Raw genomic sequence first — 20,623 nt, forward strand, 5'->3', positions numbered from 1 at the left:
GCAACCGGCGCCGGTCAGTCGCGCAGCCGCACCCGGTCCGGCGTCAGCTCGGCGATCGAGGTCACGCCGAGCAGCCGCAGGGTCCGGGTGACGTCCCCGGCCAGGATGTCCGCGGCCCGCTGCACCCCGCGCTCGCCGCCGGCCATGAGCCCGTACAGGTAGGCCCGGCCCACCAGGCAGCCGCGGGCCCCGAGGGCGACGGCGGCCACCACGTCCGCGCCGTCCAGGATGCCGCCGTCGAGGTAGACCTCGGCACGGTCGCCGACCGCGGCCACCACCGCGGGCAGCTCCTCCAGCGGGGTGGGCGCGCGGTCCAGCTGGCGTCCGCCGTGGTTGGAGACGACGACCGCGTCGGCCCCGGCGTCCACGACCACCCGCGCGTCCTCCGCCGTCTGCACCCCCTTCACCACCAGCGCGCCGGACCAGGTCTGCCGCAGCGCGCGGACGTCGTCCGGCGTGGCGGCCGGCTCGAAGACGCGGTCGGCGAGCTCGGCGACCGTGCCGCCCCAGGAGCGCAGCGAGGCGAACTCCAGCGGCTCGGTGGTGAGCAGGTCGATCCACCAGCGGGGGTGGACGGCGGCGTCGGCGACGGTCCGCAGGGTCAGCGCGGGCGGGATGGTCAGGCCGTTGCGCACGTCACGCAGCCGTGGGCCGGCCACCGGGGTGTCCACGGTCAGGACGAGCGCCTCGTACCCGGCCGCGGCGGCCCGCTCGACCAGCGCGGCGCTGGCCGCGCGGTCCCGCCACAGGTAGAGCTGGAACCAGCGGCGCACGGCGGGTGCGGCGGCCGCCAGCTCCTCGATCGTCGTGGTCCCCATGGTCGACAGGGCGTGCGGGATGCCGACCCGCTCGGCCACCCGGCCCACCGCCGTCTCGCCCTCGGTGTGCATGAGCCGGGTGAAACCGGTCGGCGCGAACGCCAGCGGCAGCGCCGACGGCCGGCCGAGGAGCACCGTCGAGGGGTCGACGACGGAGACGTCGCGCAGCACGCTGGGCCGGAACTCGACCCGCCGGAACGCCTCGCGGGCGCGCCGCAGCGCGATCTCCGCCCCGGCGGCGCCGTCGGTGTAGTCGAAGACGGCGCGCGGTGCCCGCCGGCGGGCGAGCTCGCGCAGGTCGCCGATGCTCGCCGCGCGGGCGAGCCGCCGGTCGGTGGCGTCGCCGGGCGGCCGGCGCGGGCGGACCAGCTCGCCCACCTCGGACCAGCGGGGCAGCCTGCGCTCCACCACGGGGGATCCCCTTCCGTCGTCGTGCAGGTGCCCCGCCGGCCCGGCGGTTCAGCGGCTCACTTGCGGCCGGGGGTCCAGTCCATGCCCCAGCCGTAGGTGCGGTCGAGCACGTCCTGGCCGCCGTGCACGTAGCGCACCTCGCGGTTGACGACGAGCTGACCGCCCTGGTTCTGGATCATCGCGATGGCGCAGATGCGGGCCCGCGGGTCGTGCTCGTCGAGCCGCACCTCGATCTGCGGCCCGGACGCCGGGTACATCGTGACGACGGCGTCGGCCTGACCCCAGTTCGGCACGCCCTCGTAGATCAACGCGAACACGAGGATCCGCCGGATCAGCTGCGTGTGCTGCAGGTCGATGAGCAGGTTCTCCCCGCCGGCGGTCGACCCCGAGCGGTCGTCGCCGTCCAGCCACGCGATCGACTGCCCGTTGCCCAGGTTGTGCTGCCCGCGGAAGGCGTTGCCGAGGGCCTGGATGACGCCCTTGGAGCCGTCGGCGTACTCGTACAGGCACCCGAGGTCGAGGTCGATGGCGCCGCCGCCGGCCGCCCCGGCGAGCCGCTTGAGGAACCCGCCACCGCCGCCGGCGCCGCCGGGCCTGGAGTTCCAGTTGAGGTTGACCCTCAGGATCCCGGTGGTGCCGGCTGTCTTGGTGAGCGAGACCGACGGCGCCGACTTGGTCAGCGACACCTTGCTCATGCTGACGCCGCCGGCCGGCGGGGGCTGCTGCCCGTACTGCTGCTGCCCGTACTGCTGCTGTCCGTACGGCGGCTGGGCCGGGGGTGCCCCGTACGGCTGTCCCGGCGGCGGCTGCTGGGCCGGCGGCTGCGGGGGCGGCGGCTGCGGCGGCGGGGACTTCGGACGCTTCGTGTAGTCGACCAAGGGGAGCCCTCCCGCAGGTCCCCGGCGCACGGGGCCCTGCTCGCTGAGCGGCGGGTACGTGCCCTGACCCTAGGGGCCCTCACGGCCCGCGGTCCGCGCCGCCCTCCTGCGGCCCGTGCACCACGTCGTCGTCCTCGGGATCGCCGGTGCCCGGCGGCGCGACGGGCAGCCAGCGGTCCCACCAGTCGAGCAGGTGCTCGAACCGGGCCGGGCGGTGCCGGGTGCCGTCACCGGGGACGAGCAGCAGCGCGCCGGGCACCCGGCGCCGCTGGAGCGCGGCGAACAGCCGCCGGCCCTCCCCTGCCGGGCAGCGCTCGTCCTGCACCCCCAGCGTGGGCGTGACGACGGCGCCCGTGTCGAGGGGGACGTCGTCCGGGTCCGCGTCGGGCGCTGCGTCGGTCCAGTCGACGACGGCGGCGGCGAACCGGTCGGTGCGGGTCAGCAGCGCCGCGGCGCCCGGCCCGCCGGTGAGCCCGACCCGGCCGGCGTCGAGGGCCGGGTCGGCGAGGGCGGCGTCGAGCAGGGGGAGCACGTCGCCGTCGCAGCGCAGCGCCGCGTATCCGGCCGAGGCGAGCACCTGCACGTCGTCCGCCAGCGACCAGCCGGGCGCCCGCCCGCCGGTCACGGCCACCAGCACCGGGTGGGGACCCGGCCCCGGGGGCACGGTCACCCACAGCCGGCGCTCGGTGCCGTCCGGCGCGACGACGGCGCGCTGCTCGGTGCGGTGCAGCCGGCCCGTGGCACCGAGCGCGGAGCCGAAGCCGGTGAGCAGCCGGCGCCGGCCGGGCGTGATCGCCACCAGCTCCCCCGCGGAGCGGTCGTGGGCGACGGTCGCCACGACCACCCCCGCCGCGGCGGCGCAGCCGCGCACGGTGAACGGGCCGTCGACCAGCGCCGCGGGCGGGCCGCCGTCGAGCGGCACCCGCACGAGCTCCACCGCGCCCTGCCGCGCGACGCCGACCAGCACCGCCCCGCCGTCCGGGGCGAGCGCCGGCGCGCCGTCGTGGACGACGCCGTCGAGCAGTGGCTCGAGCTCGCCCCCGGACACCCGCACCCGGCACAGCGCCGGGGACGACGCGGCGAGGTCGAGGCCGTCGGGGCCCAGGTCGGGGCGCGCGGTGACGCAGAGGGTGGTGCCGGAGGCGTCGAACACCGGCTGCCGGCACTCGCCGCTGCTGCGGGTGACCCGCCGCGGCCGGCCGCCGGTGAGCGGGACCAGGTACACGTCGCGGACGCGGTCGCGGTCGGCACCGGGGTGCCGGGCGGAGACGAAGGCGAGGGCGGCGCCGTCGGGCGACCAGGCGACGTCGGCGTCGGAGGCGGTGCCGTCGGTGAGCTGCCGCGGCGCGGGCGGCGCGGTGTCGTCGAGCGGGTCCGGGGGCAGGTCGAGGACGACCACGCAGGTCCGCGGGACGCCGGCGCGGGTGCTCGGCCCGGTGACCAGCCGCGGCCCGTCGTCGGGGTCGGGCACGGGGGCGACCCAGGCCAGCCGCCGGGAGTCCGGGGACCACACCGGCGCGCCGGCGCCCAGCGGGGCGTCGGTGAGCCGGCGGGGCGCGCCGCCGGCGGTGGGCAGCAGGTGCACCTGCGGCGGGTCACCGGGGACGGCGGACAGGTAGGCCAGCCAGCGGCCGTCGGGCGAGAAGGCCGGCGCGGAGTCGGTGGCGCCGGAGGTGAGCGCGCGGGGCGGTGCGGAGCCGTCGGTGGGCACCGCCCACAGCTGCCCGAGGGGAGCGCCGGTGCGGGGATCGGGCCGGTCGACGGCGACCACCGCCATCCGCCCGTCCGGTGACACGGTGGGCGCGCCCGGCGTGCGCACGAGGGCGAGGTCGGCGGGCCGCATGGCGCACCGAGCGTAGTGCAGCGGTCACCCGCGGCCCGGGTCCCCGCGGGACCCGGGCCGCGGGAAACCGGCCTACTGCTGCTGGGCCCGGGCGATCAGCCGCTGGCCGAGCGAGCCGGCCTGGCTGTTGGTGAGCAGCTGCGTCTGCGACTCGACCAGCCGCAGCACCGCCGGGTCCTCGCGGGCGACCTCGGAGGACTGCAGCAGGATCGTGCCCTGCCCGGTGAAGTCGTACTGCCGCTCCTCACCGGAGGCCCGGCCGAGCGCGCCGGAGATCATCCCGCGCAGGTTCTGCGTCATCCACTGCGCGTCGTGGTGCACCGACGGCGACGGGCAGTCGGCCCAGCCGAGCAGCGCGTCGGGGTCGGCCCGGAACGGCGGCTCGACGAAGATCACCGGCCCGTTGGACGAGGCGATGAACTTGCCCGTGCCGATGAGGGTGACGAAGCCGGGCACGATCGACTGCTTGAGCTCCAGCTGCTTGGAGAACGCGCAGAGGTTGCTCGCCTTGATCGTGAGGTTGCCGTCGTCGAGGTCGTAGGAGTTCAGGTCGAACCCGCGGTCGCCGATGAGCAGCTTGCCGTGGCCCTGCGCGACCACCCAGTCGGAGATGTAGACGGGGCTGGAGAACCGGGAGGCGACCCAGGCCTGCACCGAGGAGTACTCGGTGACGGCGTCGAACCGGACGTCGCCGTAGTAGGCCAGCATCGCGCCCTTGCTCATGAACCACTCACCGCCGGTGAGGGCGATGCAGAACACGTAGGGGTTGACGTTGTCGTCGTCGGGCAGCGTGTGCGGGTTGAGCGTGCTCGGCTGCCAGCTCGGCTGACCGCCGGGCGCCGGCTGGCCGGAGTACGGCGGCGGCTGGCCGTACCCGGGCGGCGGCTGGCCGTACCCGGGCTGGGGCTGGCCGTACGGGGGCTGCGGCTGCCCGTAGGGCTGGGGCTGCCCGCCGTGGGGCTGCGGCTGGCCGTAGGGCTGGCCGTAGGGGTTGCCCTGCTGCCCGCCGTAGGGGTTGCCCTGCGGCTGGCCGTAGGGGTTGCCGGGTGGGTAGGTCATCTCGTCGCCCTCAGAACTTCTTCTCGCTGGCCTGCACGTACACGGTGCCGTGACCGCCGATCCGCAACTGGAACGCCTCGCCGGACCCGCGGCCCACGACGTCGCGGAAGCCGACCTTGGCCGCGAGGTCCACGGTGAGCTGCCCGACGTGCCCGACGTAGGCCTGCGGGTCGACGCCGATCTGCTGCCCCTGCAGCTGCAGCGGGAAGGCGCCGCCGTGCGAGAGCAGCGCGACTGCGCCGCGACCGTGGACGTTGGTGGTGAACAGGCCCTGCCCGGTCATCGCGCCGCTGATCGCGGACTTCAGGCCTCCGGAGCCGAGGAACTGCACGCTGGTCTGCAGCGTCGCGTCGTGCGCCAGCAGCCGGTCGGCCTCGCACACCAGCGGCGCGCCGCCGTCGAGCTCGAGGACGGTGACGTGCAGGCCCTTGTGGCCGTAGAGCACCTGGCCGGTGCCCTCGGTGGCCATCATCGGGTTGGACTCGCCCGACATCGCCGCGCCGACCATGCCGCCGATGCCGCGGCCCTGCCCGTGGACGGGGCGGAAGGCGACCTGCCCGGAGTAGCCGAGCATCGAGCCGCGGCGGGCGAGCACCGGGGTGCCGGGGCTGACGTGCGCGCGCACGACCTTGCTGTTGACGGTCTCGAAGGGCATGGCTCAGCGCTCCGCGGACTGGACGAGCACCAGGCCGGAGCCGGTGAACCGGAGGGAGAACGGCTCGCCGGCGTCCTCGCCGACGAGCGACTTCCACGAGACGCCCGACACCAGGTTCATCGACAGCTGGCCGCGGGAGCCGACGTAGGCGTCGGGGTCGACGACGAGGTCGGCGCCGGGTGCGACCTCCAGCGCCATGACCGGGCCCTCGGAGACGATCGCGACCTGCCCGTGCCCGGTGACCGTCGTCGTCGCCAGGCCGTGGCCGCTGGTCATCCCGCGCAGGCCGGCGAACTGGACGTCGAGGCGCAGCTGCTCGGTGTGGGCCAGGATGTGCTCGCTCTCCACGGTGAGGGTGTCGCCGGCGAGGTCGACGACGAGGACGTCCATCGCGTCGAGCGCGAGGTAGACCCGGCCGTGGCCGGCGCAGTCCATGAGGGAGAGGCTCTCCCCGGCGACGGCGCGCTTGAGCGCCGCCCGCATGCCGCCGCCCCCGCCCATGCCGGAGCTCTTGAAGTCGACGTTGCCCTCGAAGGCGACCATCGAGCCGCTGGCGGCCCGGATGCGGTCGCCCTGCAGGTCGGCGTGCAGGACGCGTTTGTGGGCGGTGAGCAGTGCCACGGATGCCTCTCGGGACGGGGGTCGGGACCGGCGGGACCGTATCCGGCGACCTCCCCGCGCGGTAGGTGCTGCGTCCCGGCGCGTCCCGGACGCACCAGCGGCCCCGGGGCGGTGCCCGGGGCCGCTGGTGTGCCGGCCGTGTCAGCGCCGGCCGGCGGCGATCTCCTCGTCCCGGTGCTCCGCGGCGGGGACGGGCTCGGCGGCCCGCTCCCGACGGGACTCCACGACGCTGCTGATGACCGCGGCGACGATGAACAGCAGCCCGGTCAGGCCGGTCACGTACTCGCTGATGTGGAACCGCAGCTCGAGGATCATGATCGCGGCGAGGAAGCCGATGGCCCACATGGCGCCGTGCTCCAGGTAGCGGTACTCGTCGAGCGTGCCCTTGTCGACCATGTAGATGGTCAGCGACCGCACCCAGAAGGCGCCGATACCCAGGCCCAGCGCGATGATGAAGATGTCGCTGCTGATGGCGAAGGCGCCGATGACGCCGTCGAAGGAGAAGGACGCGTCGAGCACCTCCAGGTAGAGGAACGCCGCGGCGCCCGCGCCGGCGACGGCCTTGGTGGCGGTGCCGGTGGTCGACCCGCCGGTCGCGGTGACGTCGTCGGCGTCGTCCTCCTCCGGGGCCTCCATGAGCTCGTTGAGGCCGCCGATGAGCAGGTAGGTGAACAGGCCGGCGATGCCGGAGACCAGCACGGTGGCGTACTTGTCGTCGTCGGCGATCTGCGACCCGACGTAGATGACCGCCAGCGCGATCACGATGGCTAGGTAGGGCAGCTTGCCGGCCTTGGCCAGCGGCCGCTCCAGCCACGACAGCCAGTGGATCTCCCGCTCCTCGTCGAAGAGGAAGTTGAGGAAGATCATCAGCAGGAAGATGCCACCGAAGGTGTAGATCGCCTCGGCCGCGGCCTCGACGTTCTCGCCGTAGGCCTGCTGGTCGGTCAGCGCGAGGTCCCAGACCTCGGGGATCGACAGGCCCGCGGTGACCGACACCAGCACGATCGGCAGCAGCAGCCGCATGCCGAACACGGCGATGAAGATGCCGACGTAGAGGAACAGCTTGCGCCACAGCGGGCTCATCCGGCGCAGCACCTTGGCGTTGACCACGGCGTTGTCGAACGACAGGCACACCTCGAGCACGCCGAGGACGGCGACGGCGAGGAGTGCGGCCGGTCCGCCGAAGAACACGGCGGTGACGAGCGCGGCCACCGTCAGACCGACGGAGAAGCCGAAGTAGCGGAGCATCAGGTTCCTTTCCGACGCCTGACGGGCGAGGCGGCGACGAGTGCGGCGCGGAGAGCACCGGGCCGGGTCGGCCGGCAGACGAGTCCGAGGGTGTCCAACGTCCCCGCACCGGCGGACGTTCCCGCCCCGGCGCGCCGGACGGGTGAGCGGTGCCACGCCCGCGGGAGAGCCCGGCCCCGACGTGGTAGGCACGACGCCGGGGCGCGGGCGCGCCGGCGGCACGGAGGGAGACGGTCGTGGGCGGGCTCGGTGGGAACCCCGCTCCCCGCTGGTGGCGGCGCGACCGGGAGGCGGGGCGGCGCGAGGCGGTCGCGGCGCGCGAGGCCGCCGCCGCGGCGATGCTCGAGCTGGACGCGGCGCTGGCCGACCTGCCCGACGCGATGGCCGCCGCCGAGGAGGCCGGCGCCACCGCCGGTGGCCCGCGGGGCCGGCGTGCGGTCGCCGTCCCGCCGGAGCTGGCGCGCGACTGGCACGCCCTGTCGACGCACGCCGACGCCGTCATCGGCTCCTACCTGCAGGCCGTCGCCCGGCACGACGACGTCGACGAGCCGGCCCGCGCCCACGCCGCGACGCGGGAGCTGGGCGCCGCCGCGACCGCGCTGCGCGGCGTCCTCGACCAGGTGCGGCGCTTCCGGGAGCAGTACGGCGAGGTGCTCGCCGCCGCCGCCCGCGTGCGCGCCACCGCCCGGACGGCGGTGTCCGCCGCCTCCGCCGCGCTCGCCGACGCCCGGACCGCGCTGGCCGCCGCCTCCTCCGCCGAGCTCACCGACCCCGGGGTGCCGGCCCTGCTCGACGACGCCGCTGCCGCGCTGGCCGGCGCCGAGACCGCCCTGGCGCAGCGCCGGGCCGCCGACGCCGTCGCCGCGGCCGAGCGGGCCCGCCGGGGGGCCGACGCCGCCGCCGACCGGCTCCGGAGGCTCCCCGAGCGGGCCGCCGAGGTGCGCCGGGGCGCGGCGTCGGTGCGCACCCGCCGGGAGGCGCTGGGCACGCGGCACGAGCGGCTGGCGCCGGTGATGAGCGAACTGCGGCGGCGCTATCCGCTGTCGGCGTGGGCCGACGTCGAACGGGCTCCGCAGCGGGCGGCCGAGGCGCTCGCTGCGGCCGACGCGGCGCTCGGCGCGCTGGAGGCGGCGCTGGCCGCGCCCGTCCTCGACGTGCCGGAGGCCGCCGCGCAGCTGGCGCGGGTCCGCGCGGCGGCCGGCCGGGTCGACGACGAGGTGCGCGCGGCGACCGGGCGGCTGGCGCGGCTCGACGCCGTCCGGGCCGATCCGGGGTCGCTGCTGGCCGGGGTGCAGCGCGGCGTCGTCGACGCGCGGCGGTTCCTCGCCGGGCTGCCCGAGGAGCGGGGCCGCCGCTACCGCCGGACCTTCGAGGACCTCGCCCGGCGGCTGCCCGCGCTGGAGGCGGCGGCCCGGGGCGACCGGCCGGACTGGGGCGCGGTGCTGCGCGAGGCGGAGTCGATCGAGCAGGGCCTGGCCGGGCTGGTGCGCACCGCCCGGGCGGAGTAGCGGCCGTCTCACGCGCCGCGGGACTCGGCCAGCCGCCGCATCCAGTAGCGGAACCAGTCCTCGCCGTAGGGCACGTACACCCGGGTCGGGACGCCGCGGCGCCGGAGGTCGGCGAGGACGTCGGGCCGCACGCCCAGCAGCTGCTCGACGGTCCCCGCCCCGCCGAGCAGGAGCAGCGCCTCGCGCAGCCGCCCGTCGTGGGTGGCCATCGACCACTGCGCCCGCCGTCCGGCCAGGTGCGCGCCCAGCCGCAGGTAGGCGACGTCGGTGGGCTCGCCGTAGGGGTGCGCCCCGGACCGCTCGACGTAGGCGCCCTTGACCAGCCGCACGTGGACGCCGGCGTCGACGAGCGCGTCGACGTCGCCGGGCGAGCGCAGCAGGTTGGCCTGCACGGTGGCGCCCAGCCGGTCGGCGAGCCCGCGGCCGGCGACGTCGAGGACGCAGCCCCACACCGCGCCGGTCCGGGCGGCGTCCTCGGCGCCCACCTGCACCCGCCGGCCCGGGGGCAGCGCGCCCGCGACGGCGGCGAGCCGGTCGGCGGTGCCGGCCGGGTCGACGTCGAGCGCCAGGTGGGTCAGGTCGACCGACAGCCAGGCGTCGGCCGGGGGCGGGGGCAGCGCGGCGGCCAGGGAGCGGTACCGCTCGGCGACGCCGGCCGCGGTGCCGACGTCGGACACCCCCTCGCCGAAGAGGTCGACGCTGACGCCGTGCCCGGCGGCGAGCAGCCGGCCGGCGACGGTCAGCGCCTCGCCGCTGCCCTGGCCGGCCACGTAGCGGGAGGCCGCCCGCCGGCTGAGCTCCTCCCCGCCCGGCACGGCGCGGACGGCGCGCTCGAACCGCTCGCTCGTCGCCAGCCGGAAAAGCACCGCGCGGTCGAGACCCACGCGGTCACCCTGCCAGAGGCCTCAGGCCCGCTCGAGCAGCCAGCGGACGATCTCCTCCCCCGCCGCCGCGCCGGTGGCCGCGGTGACGGCCACCCGGCTGCCGGTCCAGCCCTGCTCGTGCAGCTCGCCGTGCGCGGGCCGGACGGCGGCGTCGGCGGCGAGCAGCATCGGCGCGTCGAGCAGGCTGTCGCCGGCGCACAGCAGCCGCGGCGCGGGCCCCTCCCCCGCCAGCAGCCGGCGCAGCCGCAGCAGCCCGCCGGCCTTCGACAGCCCGGCGGGGACGACGTAGACCTTGCGGCCCTGCACGCTCAGCGTGGCGCCCGCGGCGCTCGCGGCGGCGGTGGTGGCAACCAGCCAGTCCGCCGGGATGCCCTCGCGGGTGTGCGCCACGAGGTAGCCGAACAGGCCCTCGGCCGGGCGCACGGTGCGCACCCACGGCTCGCCGGCCACCGCCTCCAGCGGGGCGAGCAGCTCGGCCAGCGGCGCCGCCTGCGCCGCGGTGGCCGCCGCCCAGGCGTCCCAGTCGGGGTCGCGGACGCCGTCGACGAGGAGGACGCCGCCGTTGCCGCACAGCGCGTAGCGGGGCACCAGCGGCAGCCGCACCCGCTCGTACTGGGCGGCGGTGCGGGTGGTCACCGGGACGACGAGGGCGCGGCGGCCGAGCTCGGCCAGCAGCTCCCAGGAGACCGGCGTGGCGTGGCTCAGCGGGGCGCCGTCGAGGTGCTCGACGACTGCCAGCCCGTCGGTGCCCCCGGCCGCGGACGCGGAGTAGATCAGCGTCCGGTCGAGGTCGACGGCGGCGAGGGTGGCGGGGAGGACCGCGGTCACCGGGTCACCGGCCGGATCAGCCCGACGCAGGAGTAGGGCAGGCCGGGCACCTCCACCAGCGGCACCCCGCGGGCCTGCGCGAGGGCGACGACGTGCCGCAGGTCGGCGGCGCGGTCGGGCCGGACCAGCACCTGCCAGGGCACGCGGCGCAGCAGCACCCGGGTGGTCTCCCCCACGCCGGGCTTGACCAGGTTGACGTCGGCGACGCCGTGGTCGGCCGCGATCCGCTCCACCGCCGCCCACCCGGCCCAGGTCGGCCGGCGCCGCGCGGCGGGGACGTCGTCGGCCGGGGGCCGGGTGGGGAAGGCGGCGGCGACGGTGTCGACGAACAGCTCCGACACGTCGGAGCCGGCGAGCTCGGCGTAGTACTTCGCGCCGTGGAACATGCCGGGGCCGATGAGGTCCTCGCGCAGCACCGTCCGCGACACCAGCCCGGACACCGTGCTGTTGAGGCAGGCGCTGGGGATGAGGAAGTCGTCGCGGGTGCCGTACAGCTCGGTGCAGACGCCGGGGTCGGCGAGCACGGCGAGCCGGTCGTCGAGGGCGGCGTCCTCCGGGTGCGCGGCGACCCAGCCGGCGACGGCCTCGGTCAGCTGCCGCTGGATGGCGCCCTTGCCGGTCCAGCCGTCGACGAACCGCAGCGCGCCGGCCGGGTGGCGGGCGAGCACGTGCGCCATCGCCACCTCGTCGATGCCCCGGCCGCGGATGATCGAGATCGTGTAGTGCGGCACGTCGACGCCGCGCGAGGCCCGGTACCAGCGGCGCAGCAGCACCCCGATCGGGGTGCCGGCGCGGGCCAGCGAGACCAGCACCGGCCGGTGCCCGGCCGCGGCCGCGGCGTCCCACACCAGCTCCCCGACCCGGGCGACGGCGTCGGCGAGCCGGCCGGCCGACTGCTCCAGCGCGGTCGTGAACAGCGCGAGGTAGGCGTCGTCGGGCTGGTACTCGACCGGCAGCATCTCCGAGTAGTGGGTGCCCGACTGGATGGCCTCCTCGCGGTCCTCGGTGCCGCGCTCGAGCGCCACGCCGGACAGGTCGGTGAGCAGCCAGGTGACGTCCTCGGCCGGGTAGGAGCCGAACCGGCCGGGGACGGCGGCCGTGAGCGGGGGCTGCAGCGCGGTCACGGTGCGGGCTCCCAGAGCGGCACCGGGACCACGTGGACGGCGCGGGCGGCGAAGGGGCGCAGCGCCTGCGCCAGCGGGGCAGCGTCGGCGGCCGGGGCGTCGACGACGACCACGACGTCGTCGGCGCGCAGGTCCGACCAGGGACCGTGCGCCGGGACGGCGGCGGGATCGGCGAGGTTGTGCACCCGCGAGGTGCGGGACGGGTCGTCCGGCGCGGGGAAGGACAGGCTGCGGCGCAGGGCGTAGCCGGGGTCGTCGGCGGCGTGCACGGGGCTCCGGGTGGTCGACTGGGTGGTGACGGGGACGCCCGCCAGCCGCCCGGCGAGGGCGGCGGCGAGCACGGTGGGCGCGTACACGAACTCCTCGGTGCCGAGCACGAGGACCCCGCGGCTGCCGGCCAGCGCCGGCGCGAGCGCGGCGGCCGCGGTGCCGGCGGCCGCGTGCAGCCGGGCGGTCCCGGCGGCGGTCAGCCCGTGGCGGGCCGTGGTCGGCGCGCCCGCCGGCCACAGTCCCTCGTGCACCCGCACCGCGCCGGGAGCGCCGGCCGGGATCGGCGCCGGGGCGGGCAGCGCGGCTCGGGCGGCCGCGGCGCGCGCCAGGACGTCGTCGGGGAGGGTGAGCGCGGTGGTGAGGACGGCGGCGACGTCGACCCGCACGCCCAGCGCGGCGGCGCGCTCGGCGAAGGCGGCCCGCGCCGCGGGCGGGCGGGCGTCGAGCAGGGTGCCGACGACGTAGCGCTCCCGCGGCCAGCGGGCGTGCAGCTCGGCGACGGTGTTGAGCGCGGTGCGCCCGCTGGTCAGCTCGTCGTCGACGAGCACCAGCGGGCCGGGCGCGTCGAGGCCCACGGGGCCGGCCGGCTGCAGGGCGTGGGCGACGGCGTGGGAGTGCTCCTCCTCGAACGCGGCCGCCACCGGCACGCCCGGGTGGACCCGTCGCGTGGTCGACAGCGCGGCCGCACCGAGCCGTGCGGCGGCGGCGTGCCCGAGTCCGGTGGCGGTCTCGCAGTAGCCGATCACCAGGCCGGGCACCTCCCCGCCCAGGACGGCGGCCACGGCGTCACCGACGGCGTGCGCGGCAGCCAGGACCTCGGCGGGGGCGACCGGCACGTGCTTGCCGAGGACGCGGGAGACGACGAGGTGGGCCCGGCGCGGGTTGTCCCGCAGCGCCAGGCCGCACAGCCGCGCGAAGCGGCCGGGGTCGGACACCCCGACGTCGAGCAGCGCGGAGACGGTGCCGGCGAGACCCGCCGGGACGATCGTGGCGGTCACGCGCGGCGGACCTCGCCGCCGGCGAAGACCTCCGCCACCCGGCGCTCCCCGGCCGACAGCAGGTCGACCAGCGCCGCCTCGTCGGCGACCACGCCGTAGACGGCGGCGCGGCGGCTGATCAGCTCCGCCCACAGCGCGTGCGGTCCGATCTCGTTCATCCGGCCGTTGCCGGAGACCGCGATGCCGCCCTGGCCGCGTGCGGTGAGGATCTCGAGGGCGTCGTCGTACTCGGTGCGCGAGACGGTCAGCAGCGCGTTGACCACCGAGACGTGCGCCGGGTGGATCACGGTCTTGCCGAGCACCCCGTTGGCCTTGTCGAGGGCGACCTCGCGCACCAGGCCGTCGAGGTCGCCGGCGATCATCCGCTGCCGCAGCCGGCCCTCGTGCTGCTCGGTGAACGGGGACTGGCGCAGCTGCGGCTTGAACAGCCGGGGGCCGGGGATGTGCTCCCACACCGCGCCGGTGACCACGTGCTCGCCGCCGCGGGTGAACCGGTTGACCACGTCGGCCAGGCAGTCCCGCACGACGGCGACGTCCCAGATCGTGGTGTCGCGGTCGCGGCGCAGGCCGAACAGCCCCGACAGGTCGGTGCCGCCCACGCGCAGGCACAGCACCTGCTCGCGGTGGGCGTCGACGACCGCGGCGAGGGCGGCCAGCGCCTCGGCGCGGGTCTCCCGCCACGCGAGGTCGGGCGTCTCGAGGATCGGCATGCCGTAGAGCGGGTGCCCGGTGTCGGCGGTGACCTCGGCGATCGCCTCGAGCATCGGCCCGAGGGTCGCGCCGGTGGCCTTGGGCAGGCTGAACCCGGTCAGCCGGGCCAGCGCCGGTCCCGCCCCGACGGCGATCGAGCGGATCTGCTCCGGCGTGCGCACCCGCACGAACACCAGCGGCAGCGGCGCCGGGTCGCCCTCGGTGACCCGCCGGTCGATCCGCTGCAGCGCGGCGACGACGTTGGCCTCGGCCTCCCCCACGGCGGCGTGCGGGATGGCGTCCTCCAGGCACCACACGGTGCTCGTGGCGCCCGCGGCGGCGGCCCGGGCGGCGTCGGCGTCCAGGGACGGCCGGGTGCCGGGGCTGTAGAGGGTCGCGCCGAGGGCCAGGGCGAGCATGGCGCGCGGCGTGGCGGGGCCGATCTCCCCCGGCGGGACGGCGAAGAGCCGCTCGCGCTCGTCGTCGGTCAGGTAGGCGAAGTGGCGCACGGTCGATCCCTCTCACCCTCTGCTGGATGTGGGCTGGATGCGGCCTGGACGGCCGGTGTGGTCTCGGGGGGTCAGGGACGCAGCAGGCCCTGGGCCCGCGCCCGCTGCAGCCAGCCGGGGTACTCGGTCATCAGCCGGTCGAACAGCGCGTCGTCGCCGATCGGCCGGCGGCCCATGAGGTCGTCCTGGTCGACGGCGAAGAAGTCGGCGTTGTCGGTGAACCGGCCCTCGAGGTCGTCGAGCCGCTGCAGGTAGGAGAACTGCCGCTCCGGGCCGATGCCCATGAACTGCCAGAACACCGGCTCGTAGGACGCCGCACGGATCTGCCGGGTGGCCACCGCCTTGTCACTGGGCGCCCCGTCGGTCAGGAACATGACGTAGACGGGCACCTGCGCCGGCTGGGGCTCGGCGCGCTCGCGGCTGTCGCCGAAGTAGGCCTGGCGGACGGCGGCCATCGCGGCGCCGTAGCGGGTGTCGTACTCCAGCGGGTACCGGTGGGTGAGCTCGGCGATGTACTGCTGGTGGCCCTCCAGTCGCAGCCCCGGCTCGGGCCGGTGCACGTCCTTGCCGAAGAGGAAGACGTCCACGACGCCGTCGTCGTCGAAGCGCAGTCCCAGCGCGAGCACCCGCTCGGCCAGCCGCTGCACGGCGCCGGCGCGGTACAGCGCGGCCATCGAGCCGGAGATGTCGAGCACCAGCGCGACGCGGGCGGTGTGCTCGCCCAGGCCCCGCTTCTGCAGGCTGACGCCGGCGGTCTTGACCAGGCTGAGCATCTGCGGCGCCTGCGCCGACAGCTTCTTCTCCAGGTCGACCAGCCGGCGCTTCTCCATGCTGACCGGCGGTGCCGCCGGCGGGGGCGGGGCGGACGGTGCGGCGGCGGGGGCCGGTGCGGCGGCGGGGGCAGCGGCAGGCTCGTCGTCGACGCTGACGCCGACGTCGGTGGCCATGGCCGCCAGGCCGCCGGTGTAGCCCTGCCCGACCGCGCGGACCTTCCACTCGCCGCCGCGGCGGTAGACCTCGGCGAAGACCAGGGCGGTCTCCGGCCCGGCGGCCAGCTCGCAGCGCACCGCGGCCGGGGCGCCGCCGTCGGGGGCCACCTCGACGGCGAGGCCGGTGAGCGCGCCGAAGGTGCCCGCGCCGTCGAGGGAGGCGCCGATGACGACCTTCTCCACGTCGGCGGGCAGCGCGGCGGGGTCGATGCGGACCTGGTCGACGGTCCCGCCGCCGCGGGTGGACTTGCCGAGGTGGCGCACCGCGCCGCCGGCGCCGGCGGGCTGGTTGTAGAAGACGAAGTCGTCGTCGCTGCGGACCCGGCCGGCGCCGGTGGTGAGGAACGCCGAGAGGTCGGCGTCGACGCCGGGCGCCGGGTTCCAGGTGAGGGTGACGACGACGGGACCGGTCAGGCCGGCCTGGGCCAGGCCGACGTTGCCGCCGCGGGTGAGGACGTGGACCACGCTGCTGCCGCTCAGCCGGAGGAGCGGGCGGTGCGCGGGTGGACGGCGGGCACGTCAGCGGGCATGGCGGGGTCGGACCTCCGGTCTCGGGCGGGTGCGGAAGCGCGCGGACAGTACGTCGGGCGGGCCCGGAACGGGAGGGATCGGCGCGCGGGGCGGCACCGGGCCCGGACGGGTGCCGTCCGGGCCCGGTGGTGGGTCAGCCGACGTTGACGCCGAAGTCCTGGGCGATGCCGCGCAGGCCCGAGGCGTAGCCCTGGCCGACGGCGCGGAACTTCCAGTCGGCGCCGTTGCGGTAGAGCTCACCGAAGACCATGGCGGTCTCGACCGAGGCGTCCTCGGTGAGGTCGTAGCGGGCGATCTCCTGGCCGTTGGCCTGGTTGACGATGCGGATGAACGCGTTGCGCACCGCGCCGAAGTTCTGCTTGCGGTTGTCCGCGTCGTAGATCGACACCGGGAAGACGATCTTGTCGACCGTCGGCGGCACGCCGGCCAGGTTCACCTGGATGACCTCGTCGTCGCCCTCGCCCTGGCCGGTGAGGTTGTCACCGACGTGGACGACCGAGCCGTCGGGGCTGCGGAGGTTGTTGAAGAAGACGAAGCCCGAGTCGTCGGGGGTGACCCTGCCGCCGGCGTCGAGCATGATCGCCGACGCGTCGAGGTCGAAGTCGCCCCCGGAGAACGTGTTGACGTCCCAGCCGAGGCCCACGTTCACCGCGGTCAGGCCCGGCGCCTCCTTGGTCAGCGAGACGTTCCCGCCCTTGGAGAGGCTGACACCCATCTGTTGGACTCCCATGTCTGTCGGGTCGCGCAGCGGCGGTCGCCGCTGGCGAGCACGCCGGACGGGCCGGCGTCACCGGCGGGTGCGCAGGCGCGGGCGCCCGGCGCTGTCCCCCGGTCCCGCTGCGCGGGGTGCCGGTCGGGCACCCAGCGGAGCGGAGGTGTCTCGGATACTGCCGCACGGTCACCGGGAGCAACAGGTGCCGTGACGCGGACGGGTCACCGCCGGCGCGGCCTGCCCGGCCCGGTCAGGCCGGGGGCGCGGGCCGCGCGGGACGCGGCTGCTCCTCGCCCTGCCGCTCCGCGGTCGGCACGCCGGTCTCGCCCGCCACCGCGGCCGCACCCCGGCCGACGGTGCCCTGCGCGGCCGCCTCCCGGGCGTCGCGGCGGCTGCGCGCGAGGCTCGCGACCGTGGTGATGAACAGCGTCACCACGATGACCGCGAGCGACAGCCAGGTGGGCACCTCGGGGATGGCGGTGACGTGCTCGCCGCCGTTGATGAACGGCAGCTCGTTCTCGTGCAGCGCGTGGATGAGCAGCTTGATCCCGATGAAGCCGAGGATGACCGCCAGGCCGTAGTGCAGGTAGACCAGCCGGTCGAGCAGGCCGTCGATGAGGAAGAACAGCTGGCGCAGGCCCAGCAGGCTGAAGGCGTTGGCGGTGAAGACGAGGAAGGTCTCCTGCGTCAGGCCGAAGATCGCCGGGATCGAGTCGACGGCGAAGAGGATGTCGGCGCTGCCGATGGCGACCAGCGCGATGGCCAGCGGGGTGATGAACCGCCGGCCGTCGATCTTCGTGGTCAGCCGGTCGGAGTGGTACTCCTGCGTCGTCGGCACGATCTTGCGGGTGAGCCGCAGGAACGCGTTCTCCTTGAACTCGTCGTCGTCGTGGCCGCTGGCCCGGGCCTGCGCGACGGCGGTGTAGATGAGGAACGCGCCGAACAGGTAGAAGACCCAGCTGAAGTTCTCGATGGCCGCGGCGCCGAGGAAGATGAACACCGTCCGCAGCACCAGGGCGAAGGCGATGCCGAACAGCAGCACCTTCTGCTGCAGCTCCCGCGGCACCGCGAAGCTGGCCATGATCAGGACGAAGACGAACAGGTTGTCCACCGAGAGGCTCTTCTCGGTGATGTAGCCGGCGAAGTACTCACCGCCGAACTGTCCGCCGGCGAAGACCCACACCAGGATCCCGAAGACGATGGCCAGCGCGACGTAGATCGCCGACCACGTCGCCGACTCGCGCAGCGTGGGGGCGTGCGGCGTGCGCACGTGGCCGACGAAGTCGAACGCGATCATCCCGACGATCGCGGCGACGGTGATCCCCCACACCCAGAGCGGGACGTCCATCAGGCGGTTCCTCCGGTCCACTGGCAGCTGTCAGTACCGGAGGTCTCTCCCGCCGACCGCGAGCGGTCGACCGATGGCGCCGGGGCGTTGCTGCCCGTGCTGACGACACCACCGCGTCGGGATACTCCCCTCCACGCCGGACCCGGGCCCGGACGGCCGCCAGCGCCGCACGAGGGGATCCACGACGGTCAACGGCCGGCGCACCGTCCCGGGTTCCCGGCCGGAGCGGACGGTCGCGTCCGCTCCGGGCCCGGGTGGACCGGCCACCCTCCGGGGACCCGCGCCGAGCAGGTGAGGTGCGGGAACGGCCCTCCTGCAGGGTCCCGCCGCGGGCCTGCGAGCGGTGGGGGCAGGAGGGCCCTTCGTCAGGCGTGTGCGGCGTCGAGCTGGCGCAGCTCCTTCTTCAGCTCGGCCAGCTCGTCGCGCAGCCGCGCGGCCACCTCGAACTGCAGCTCGCGGGCGGCGGCCAGCATCTGCTCGTTCATCTGGGTGATCAGGTCGGCCAGCTCGGCGCGGGGCAGGCCCGCGACGTCGATCGCACCGGCCTTGCCCTTGGTCTTCGACGACAGCCCGGGGACCGGCGCCTTGCCGCGGGACTGCTGCCGGCCCGAGCCCCCGACGAGCTCCGCGCCGCCGTCCTCGGCCTCGCGGTAGATGCCGTCGAGGATGTCGACGATCTTCTTCCGGAGGGGCTGCGGGTCGATGCCGCGCTCGCGGTTGTAGGCGATCTGCTTCTCGCGGCGCCGGTTGGTCTCGTCGATCGCCTGGGCCATCGACGGCGTCACGGTGTCGGCGTACATGTGCACCTGCCCCGACACGTTGCGGGCCGCCCGGCCGATCGTCTGGATCAGCGAGGTGCCCGAGCGCAGGAAGCCCTCCTTGTCGGCGTCGAGGATCGCCACGAGCGACACCTCGGGCAGGTCGAGGCCCTCGCGCAGCAGGTTGATGCCGACCAGGACGTCGTACTCGCCCTGCCGCAGCTCGCGCAGCAGCTCCACCCGGCGCAGGGTGTCGACCTCCGAGTGCAGGTAGCGCACCTTGATGCCGAGCTCGAGCAGGTAGTCGGTGAGGTCCTCGGCCATCTTCTTGGTCAGGGTGGTGACCAGGACCCGCTCGTCCTTCTCGGTGCGCACCCGGATCTCGTGCACCAGGTCGTCGATCTGGCCCTTGGTGGGCTTGACCACGACCTCCGGGTCGACCAGGCCGGTCGGGCGGATGACCTGCTCGACGACGTCGCCCTGCACCCGGCCGAGCTCGTAGGGCCCCGGCGTCGCGGACAGGTACACCGTCTGGCCGATCCGGTCGGTGAACTCCTCCCACTTCAGCGGGCGGTTGTCCATCGCCGAGGGCAGCCGGAAGCCGTGCTCGACCAGCGTCCGCTTGCGGCTCATGTCGCCCTCGTACATGCCGCCGATCTGCGGGACGGTGACGTGCGACTCGTCGATGACGAGCAGGAAGTCGTCGGGGAAGTAGTCGATGAGACAGGCGCCGGCGCTGCCGGGCGCGCGGCCGTCGATGTGCCGCGAGTAGTTCTCGATGCCGGAGCAGAAGCCGACCTGGCGCATCATCTCGATGTCGTAGGTGGTGCGCATGCGCAGCCGCTGGGCCTCCAGCAGCTTGCCCTGCCGCTCGAGCTCGGCCAGCCGCTGCTCGAGCTCGGCCTCGATGGAGGCGATGGCGCGCTCCATGCGCTGGGGACCGGCGACGTAGTGGGTGGCCGGGAAGACGAACAGCTCCTCGACCTCGCGGACCACCTCGCCGGTGAGCGGGTGCAGGTAGTAGAGCCGCTCGACCTCGTCGCCGAACATCTCGATCCGGACGGCGAGCTCCTCGTAGACCGGGAAGACCTCGATGGTGTCGCCGCGCACCCGGAACGTGCCGCGGGTGAAGGACAGGTCGTTGCGGGTGTACTGCTCCTCGACGAGCGTGCGCAGCAGCTCGTCGCGCTCGCGCTCCTCCCCCACGGAGATCCTCAGCGCCCGGTCGACGTACTCCTGCGGGGTGCCCAGGCCGTAGATGCAGGAGACGGTGGCGACCACGACGACGTCGCGCCGGGTGAGCAGCGCCTGGGTGGCCGAGTGCCGCAGCCGCTCGACCTCGTCGTTGACCGAGGAGTCCTTCTCGATGTAGGTGTCGGTCTGCGGGACGTAGGCCTCGGGCTGGTAGTAGTCGTAGTAGGAGACGAAGTACTCGACGGCGTTGTCCGGCAGCAGCTCGCGGAACTCGTTGGCCAGCTGCGCGGCGAGGGTCTTGTTCGGCGCCATCACCAGGGTGGGGCGCTGAACCTGCTCGATGAGCCAGGCCGTGGTGGCCGACTTGCCCGTACCGGTGGCGCCGAGGAGCACGGAGTCGGTCTCGCCGGCGTTCACCCGCCGGGCGAGGGCCTCGATCGCGGCGGGCTGGTCACCCGAGGGCTGGAACTCGCTGACGACGCGGAAGCGCCCCTGGGTGGGCCGGATGTCGGTGGTCGCGCGCACGAGGACGACGGTACGACCGACCGGCGACAGGAACCGGTGTGATCCGGGCGGCCCGCTGCGACGGGCGGGACGGACGGGACGTCCCGGGTTTGACCACGAGCGGCCTCGGTGCTCGTGCCGGTGCGGCGGGCCCGCTAGCGTGACGTCCCGCAGGAGCGCGCCCCGCCAGGGACCAGTGCCACCCGGACGCCGGGCGAGGTCGGACCCCCGCAGCGCTCCCCC

Annotated in this window: 17 protein-coding genes; 1 reads left to right on the plus strand and 16 read right to left on the minus strand. The window is 75.6% G+C overall.

From position 1 onward, the window contains the following. Nucleotides 1-14 precede the first annotated feature (14 nt). The 7 genes from CHC04_RS19905 to CHC04_RS19935 form a co-directional block, all read right to left on the minus strand. Nucleotides 15-1,229 carry an alpha-hydroxy acid oxidase gene (locus CHC04_RS19905; protein ID WP_089405682.1) on the minus strand — a complete coding sequence of 405 codons (1,215 nt, stop codon included), beginning with the start codon at nt 1,227-1,229 and terminating at the stop codon, nt 15-17. A gap of 56 nt (nt 1,230-1,285) precedes the next feature. Continuing rightward, nucleotides 1,286-2,107: a TerD family protein gene (locus CHC04_RS19910; protein WP_089405683.1), complete on the minus strand. Its 822-nt coding sequence runs from the start codon at nt 2,105-2,107 to the stop codon at nt 1,286-1,288. Nucleotides 2,108-2,186: 79 nt separating this feature from the next. Further along, nucleotides 2,187-3,950, minus strand: a complete 1,764-nt coding sequence (locus tag CHC04_RS19915) for a S9 family peptidase (protein ID WP_089405684.1) — start codon at nt 3,948-3,950, stop codon at nt 2,187-2,189. A gap of 72 nt (nt 3,951-4,022) precedes the next feature. Continuing rightward, nucleotides 4,023-5,009, minus strand: a complete 987-nt coding sequence (locus CHC04_RS19920) for an AIM24 family protein (protein ID WP_217897464.1) — start codon at nt 5,007-5,009, stop codon at nt 4,023-4,025. Between the two features lie 10 nt (nt 5,010-5,019). Then, nucleotides 5,020-5,664, minus strand: coding sequence for an AIM24 family protein (locus CHC04_RS19925; RefSeq protein ID WP_089405685.1), 645 nt, complete (start codon nt 5,662-5,664; stop codon nt 5,020-5,022). 3 nt (nt 5,665-5,667) lie between these two features. After that, nucleotides 5,668-6,285, minus strand: a complete 618-nt coding sequence (locus CHC04_RS19930) for an AIM24 family protein (protein ID WP_089405686.1) — start codon at nt 6,283-6,285, stop codon at nt 5,668-5,670. A gap of 141 nt (nt 6,286-6,426) precedes the next feature. Beyond that, complete coding sequence (locus CHC04_RS19935) at nt 6,427-7,533, minus strand: DUF475 domain-containing protein (protein ID WP_217897465.1); 1,107 nt, start codon at nt 7,531-7,533, stop codon at nt 6,427-6,429. A gap of 236 nt (nt 7,534-7,769) precedes the next feature. On the opposite strand from CHC04_RS19935, the gene CHC04_RS19940 reads away from it, so the two are divergent. Continuing rightward, a complete protein-coding gene (locus CHC04_RS19940; protein WP_089405687.1) occupies nt 7,770-9,041 on the plus strand; it encodes a hypothetical protein in 1,272 nt (423 codons plus the stop codon). Between the two features lie 8 nt (nt 9,042-9,049). On the opposite strand, the gene CHC04_RS19945 is transcribed toward CHC04_RS19940, so the two are convergent. The 9 genes from CHC04_RS19945 to uvrB all read right to left on the minus strand — a co-directional run bounded on the left by CHC04_RS19945 (nt 9,050) and on the right by uvrB (nt 20,401). Beyond that, nucleotides 9,050-9,925, minus strand: coding sequence for a proline dehydrogenase family protein (locus CHC04_RS19945; protein WP_089405688.1), 876 nt, complete (start codon nt 9,923-9,925; stop codon nt 9,050-9,052). 21 nt (nt 9,926-9,946) lie between these two features. Continuing rightward, entirely contained in the window at nt 9,947-10,753 is an 807-nt protein-coding gene (locus tag CHC04_RS19950) for an HAD family hydrolase (RefSeq protein ID WP_089405689.1), read from the minus strand. Next, nucleotides 10,750-11,877 (minus strand): cysteine protease StiP family protein, encoded by a 1,128-nt coding sequence (locus CHC04_RS24625; RefSeq protein WP_217897466.1) that lies wholly within the window; start codon nt 11,875-11,877, stop codon nt 10,750-10,752. Before CHC04_RS24625 ends, CHC04_RS19950 begins: the two co-directional genes overlap by 4 nt. Then, the gene (locus CHC04_RS24630; protein WP_217897467.1) at nt 11,874-13,145 is read right to left on the minus strand and encodes a phosphoribosyltransferase domain-containing protein; all 1,272 of its coding nucleotides are present in this window, start codon (nt 13,143-13,145) and stop codon (nt 11,874-11,876) included. The genes CHC04_RS24625 and CHC04_RS24630 overlap by 4 nt, the downstream gene beginning before the upstream one ends. After that, a complete protein-coding gene (locus tag CHC04_RS19960; RefSeq protein ID WP_089405691.1) occupies nt 13,142-14,344 on the minus strand; it encodes an HpcH/HpaI aldolase/citrate lyase family protein in 1,203 nt (400 codons plus the stop codon). The genes CHC04_RS24630 and CHC04_RS19960 overlap by 4 nt, the downstream gene beginning before the upstream one ends. 71 nt (nt 14,345-14,415) lie before the next feature. Next, the gene (locus CHC04_RS19965) at nt 14,416-15,798 is read right to left on the minus strand and encodes a VWA domain-containing protein (RefSeq protein ID WP_089405692.1); all 1,383 of its coding nucleotides are present in this window, start codon (nt 15,796-15,798) and stop codon (nt 14,416-14,418) included. A 199-nt stretch (nt 15,799-15,997) separates the two neighbouring features. Continuing rightward, nucleotides 15,998-16,579 (minus strand): TerD family protein, encoded by a 582-nt coding sequence (locus CHC04_RS19970; RefSeq protein ID WP_089405693.1) that lies wholly within the window; start codon nt 16,577-16,579, stop codon nt 15,998-16,000. A gap of 247 nt (nt 16,580-16,826) precedes the next feature. Continuing rightward, nucleotides 16,827-17,924 carry a TerC family protein gene (locus tag CHC04_RS19975; protein ID WP_089405694.1) on the minus strand — a complete coding sequence of 366 codons (1,098 nt, stop codon included), beginning with the start codon at nt 17,922-17,924 and terminating at the stop codon, nt 16,827-16,829. A 365-nt stretch (nt 17,925-18,289) separates the two neighbouring features. Beyond that, nucleotides 18,290-20,401 (minus strand): excinuclease ABC subunit UvrB, encoded by a 2,112-nt coding sequence (uvrB, locus tag CHC04_RS19980; RefSeq protein WP_089405695.1) that lies wholly within the window; start codon nt 20,399-20,401, stop codon nt 18,290-18,292. Nucleotides 20,402-20,623 lie beyond the last annotated feature (222 nt).

Origin of the sequence: Geodermatophilus saharensis (assembly GCF_900188205.1) — a bacterium.
In the GTDB taxonomy this organism is placed as follows: Bacteria; Actinomycetota; Actinomycetes; order Mycobacteriales; family Geodermatophilaceae; genus Geodermatophilus; species Geodermatophilus saharensis.

Excerpts from the sequence above, each read along its gene's own strand:
- CHC04_RS19970 (WP_089405693.1), bottom strand. The coding sequence starts at position 16,579 with ATGGGTGTCAGCCTCTCCAAGGGCGGGAACGTCTCGCTGACCAAGGAG.
- CHC04_RS19925 (WP_089405685.1), bottom strand. The coding sequence starts at position 5,664 with ATGCCCTTCGAGACCGTCAACAGCAAGGTCGTGCGCGCGCACGTCAGC.
- CHC04_RS19920 (WP_217897464.1), bottom strand. The coding sequence starts at position 5,009 with ATGACCTACCCACCCGGCAACCCCTACGGCCAGCCGCAGGGCAACCCC.
- CHC04_RS19915 (WP_089405684.1), bottom strand. The coding sequence starts at position 3,950 with ATGCGGCCCGCCGACCTCGCCCTCGTGCGCACGCCGGGCGCGCCCACC.
- CHC04_RS19975 (WP_089405694.1), bottom strand. The coding sequence starts at position 17,924 with ATGGACGTCCCGCTCTGGGTGTGGGGGATCACCGTCGCCGCGATCGTC.
- CHC04_RS19935 (WP_217897465.1), bottom strand. The coding sequence starts at position 7,533 with ATGCTCCGCTACTTCGGCTTCTCCGTCGGTCTGACGGTGGCCGCGCTC.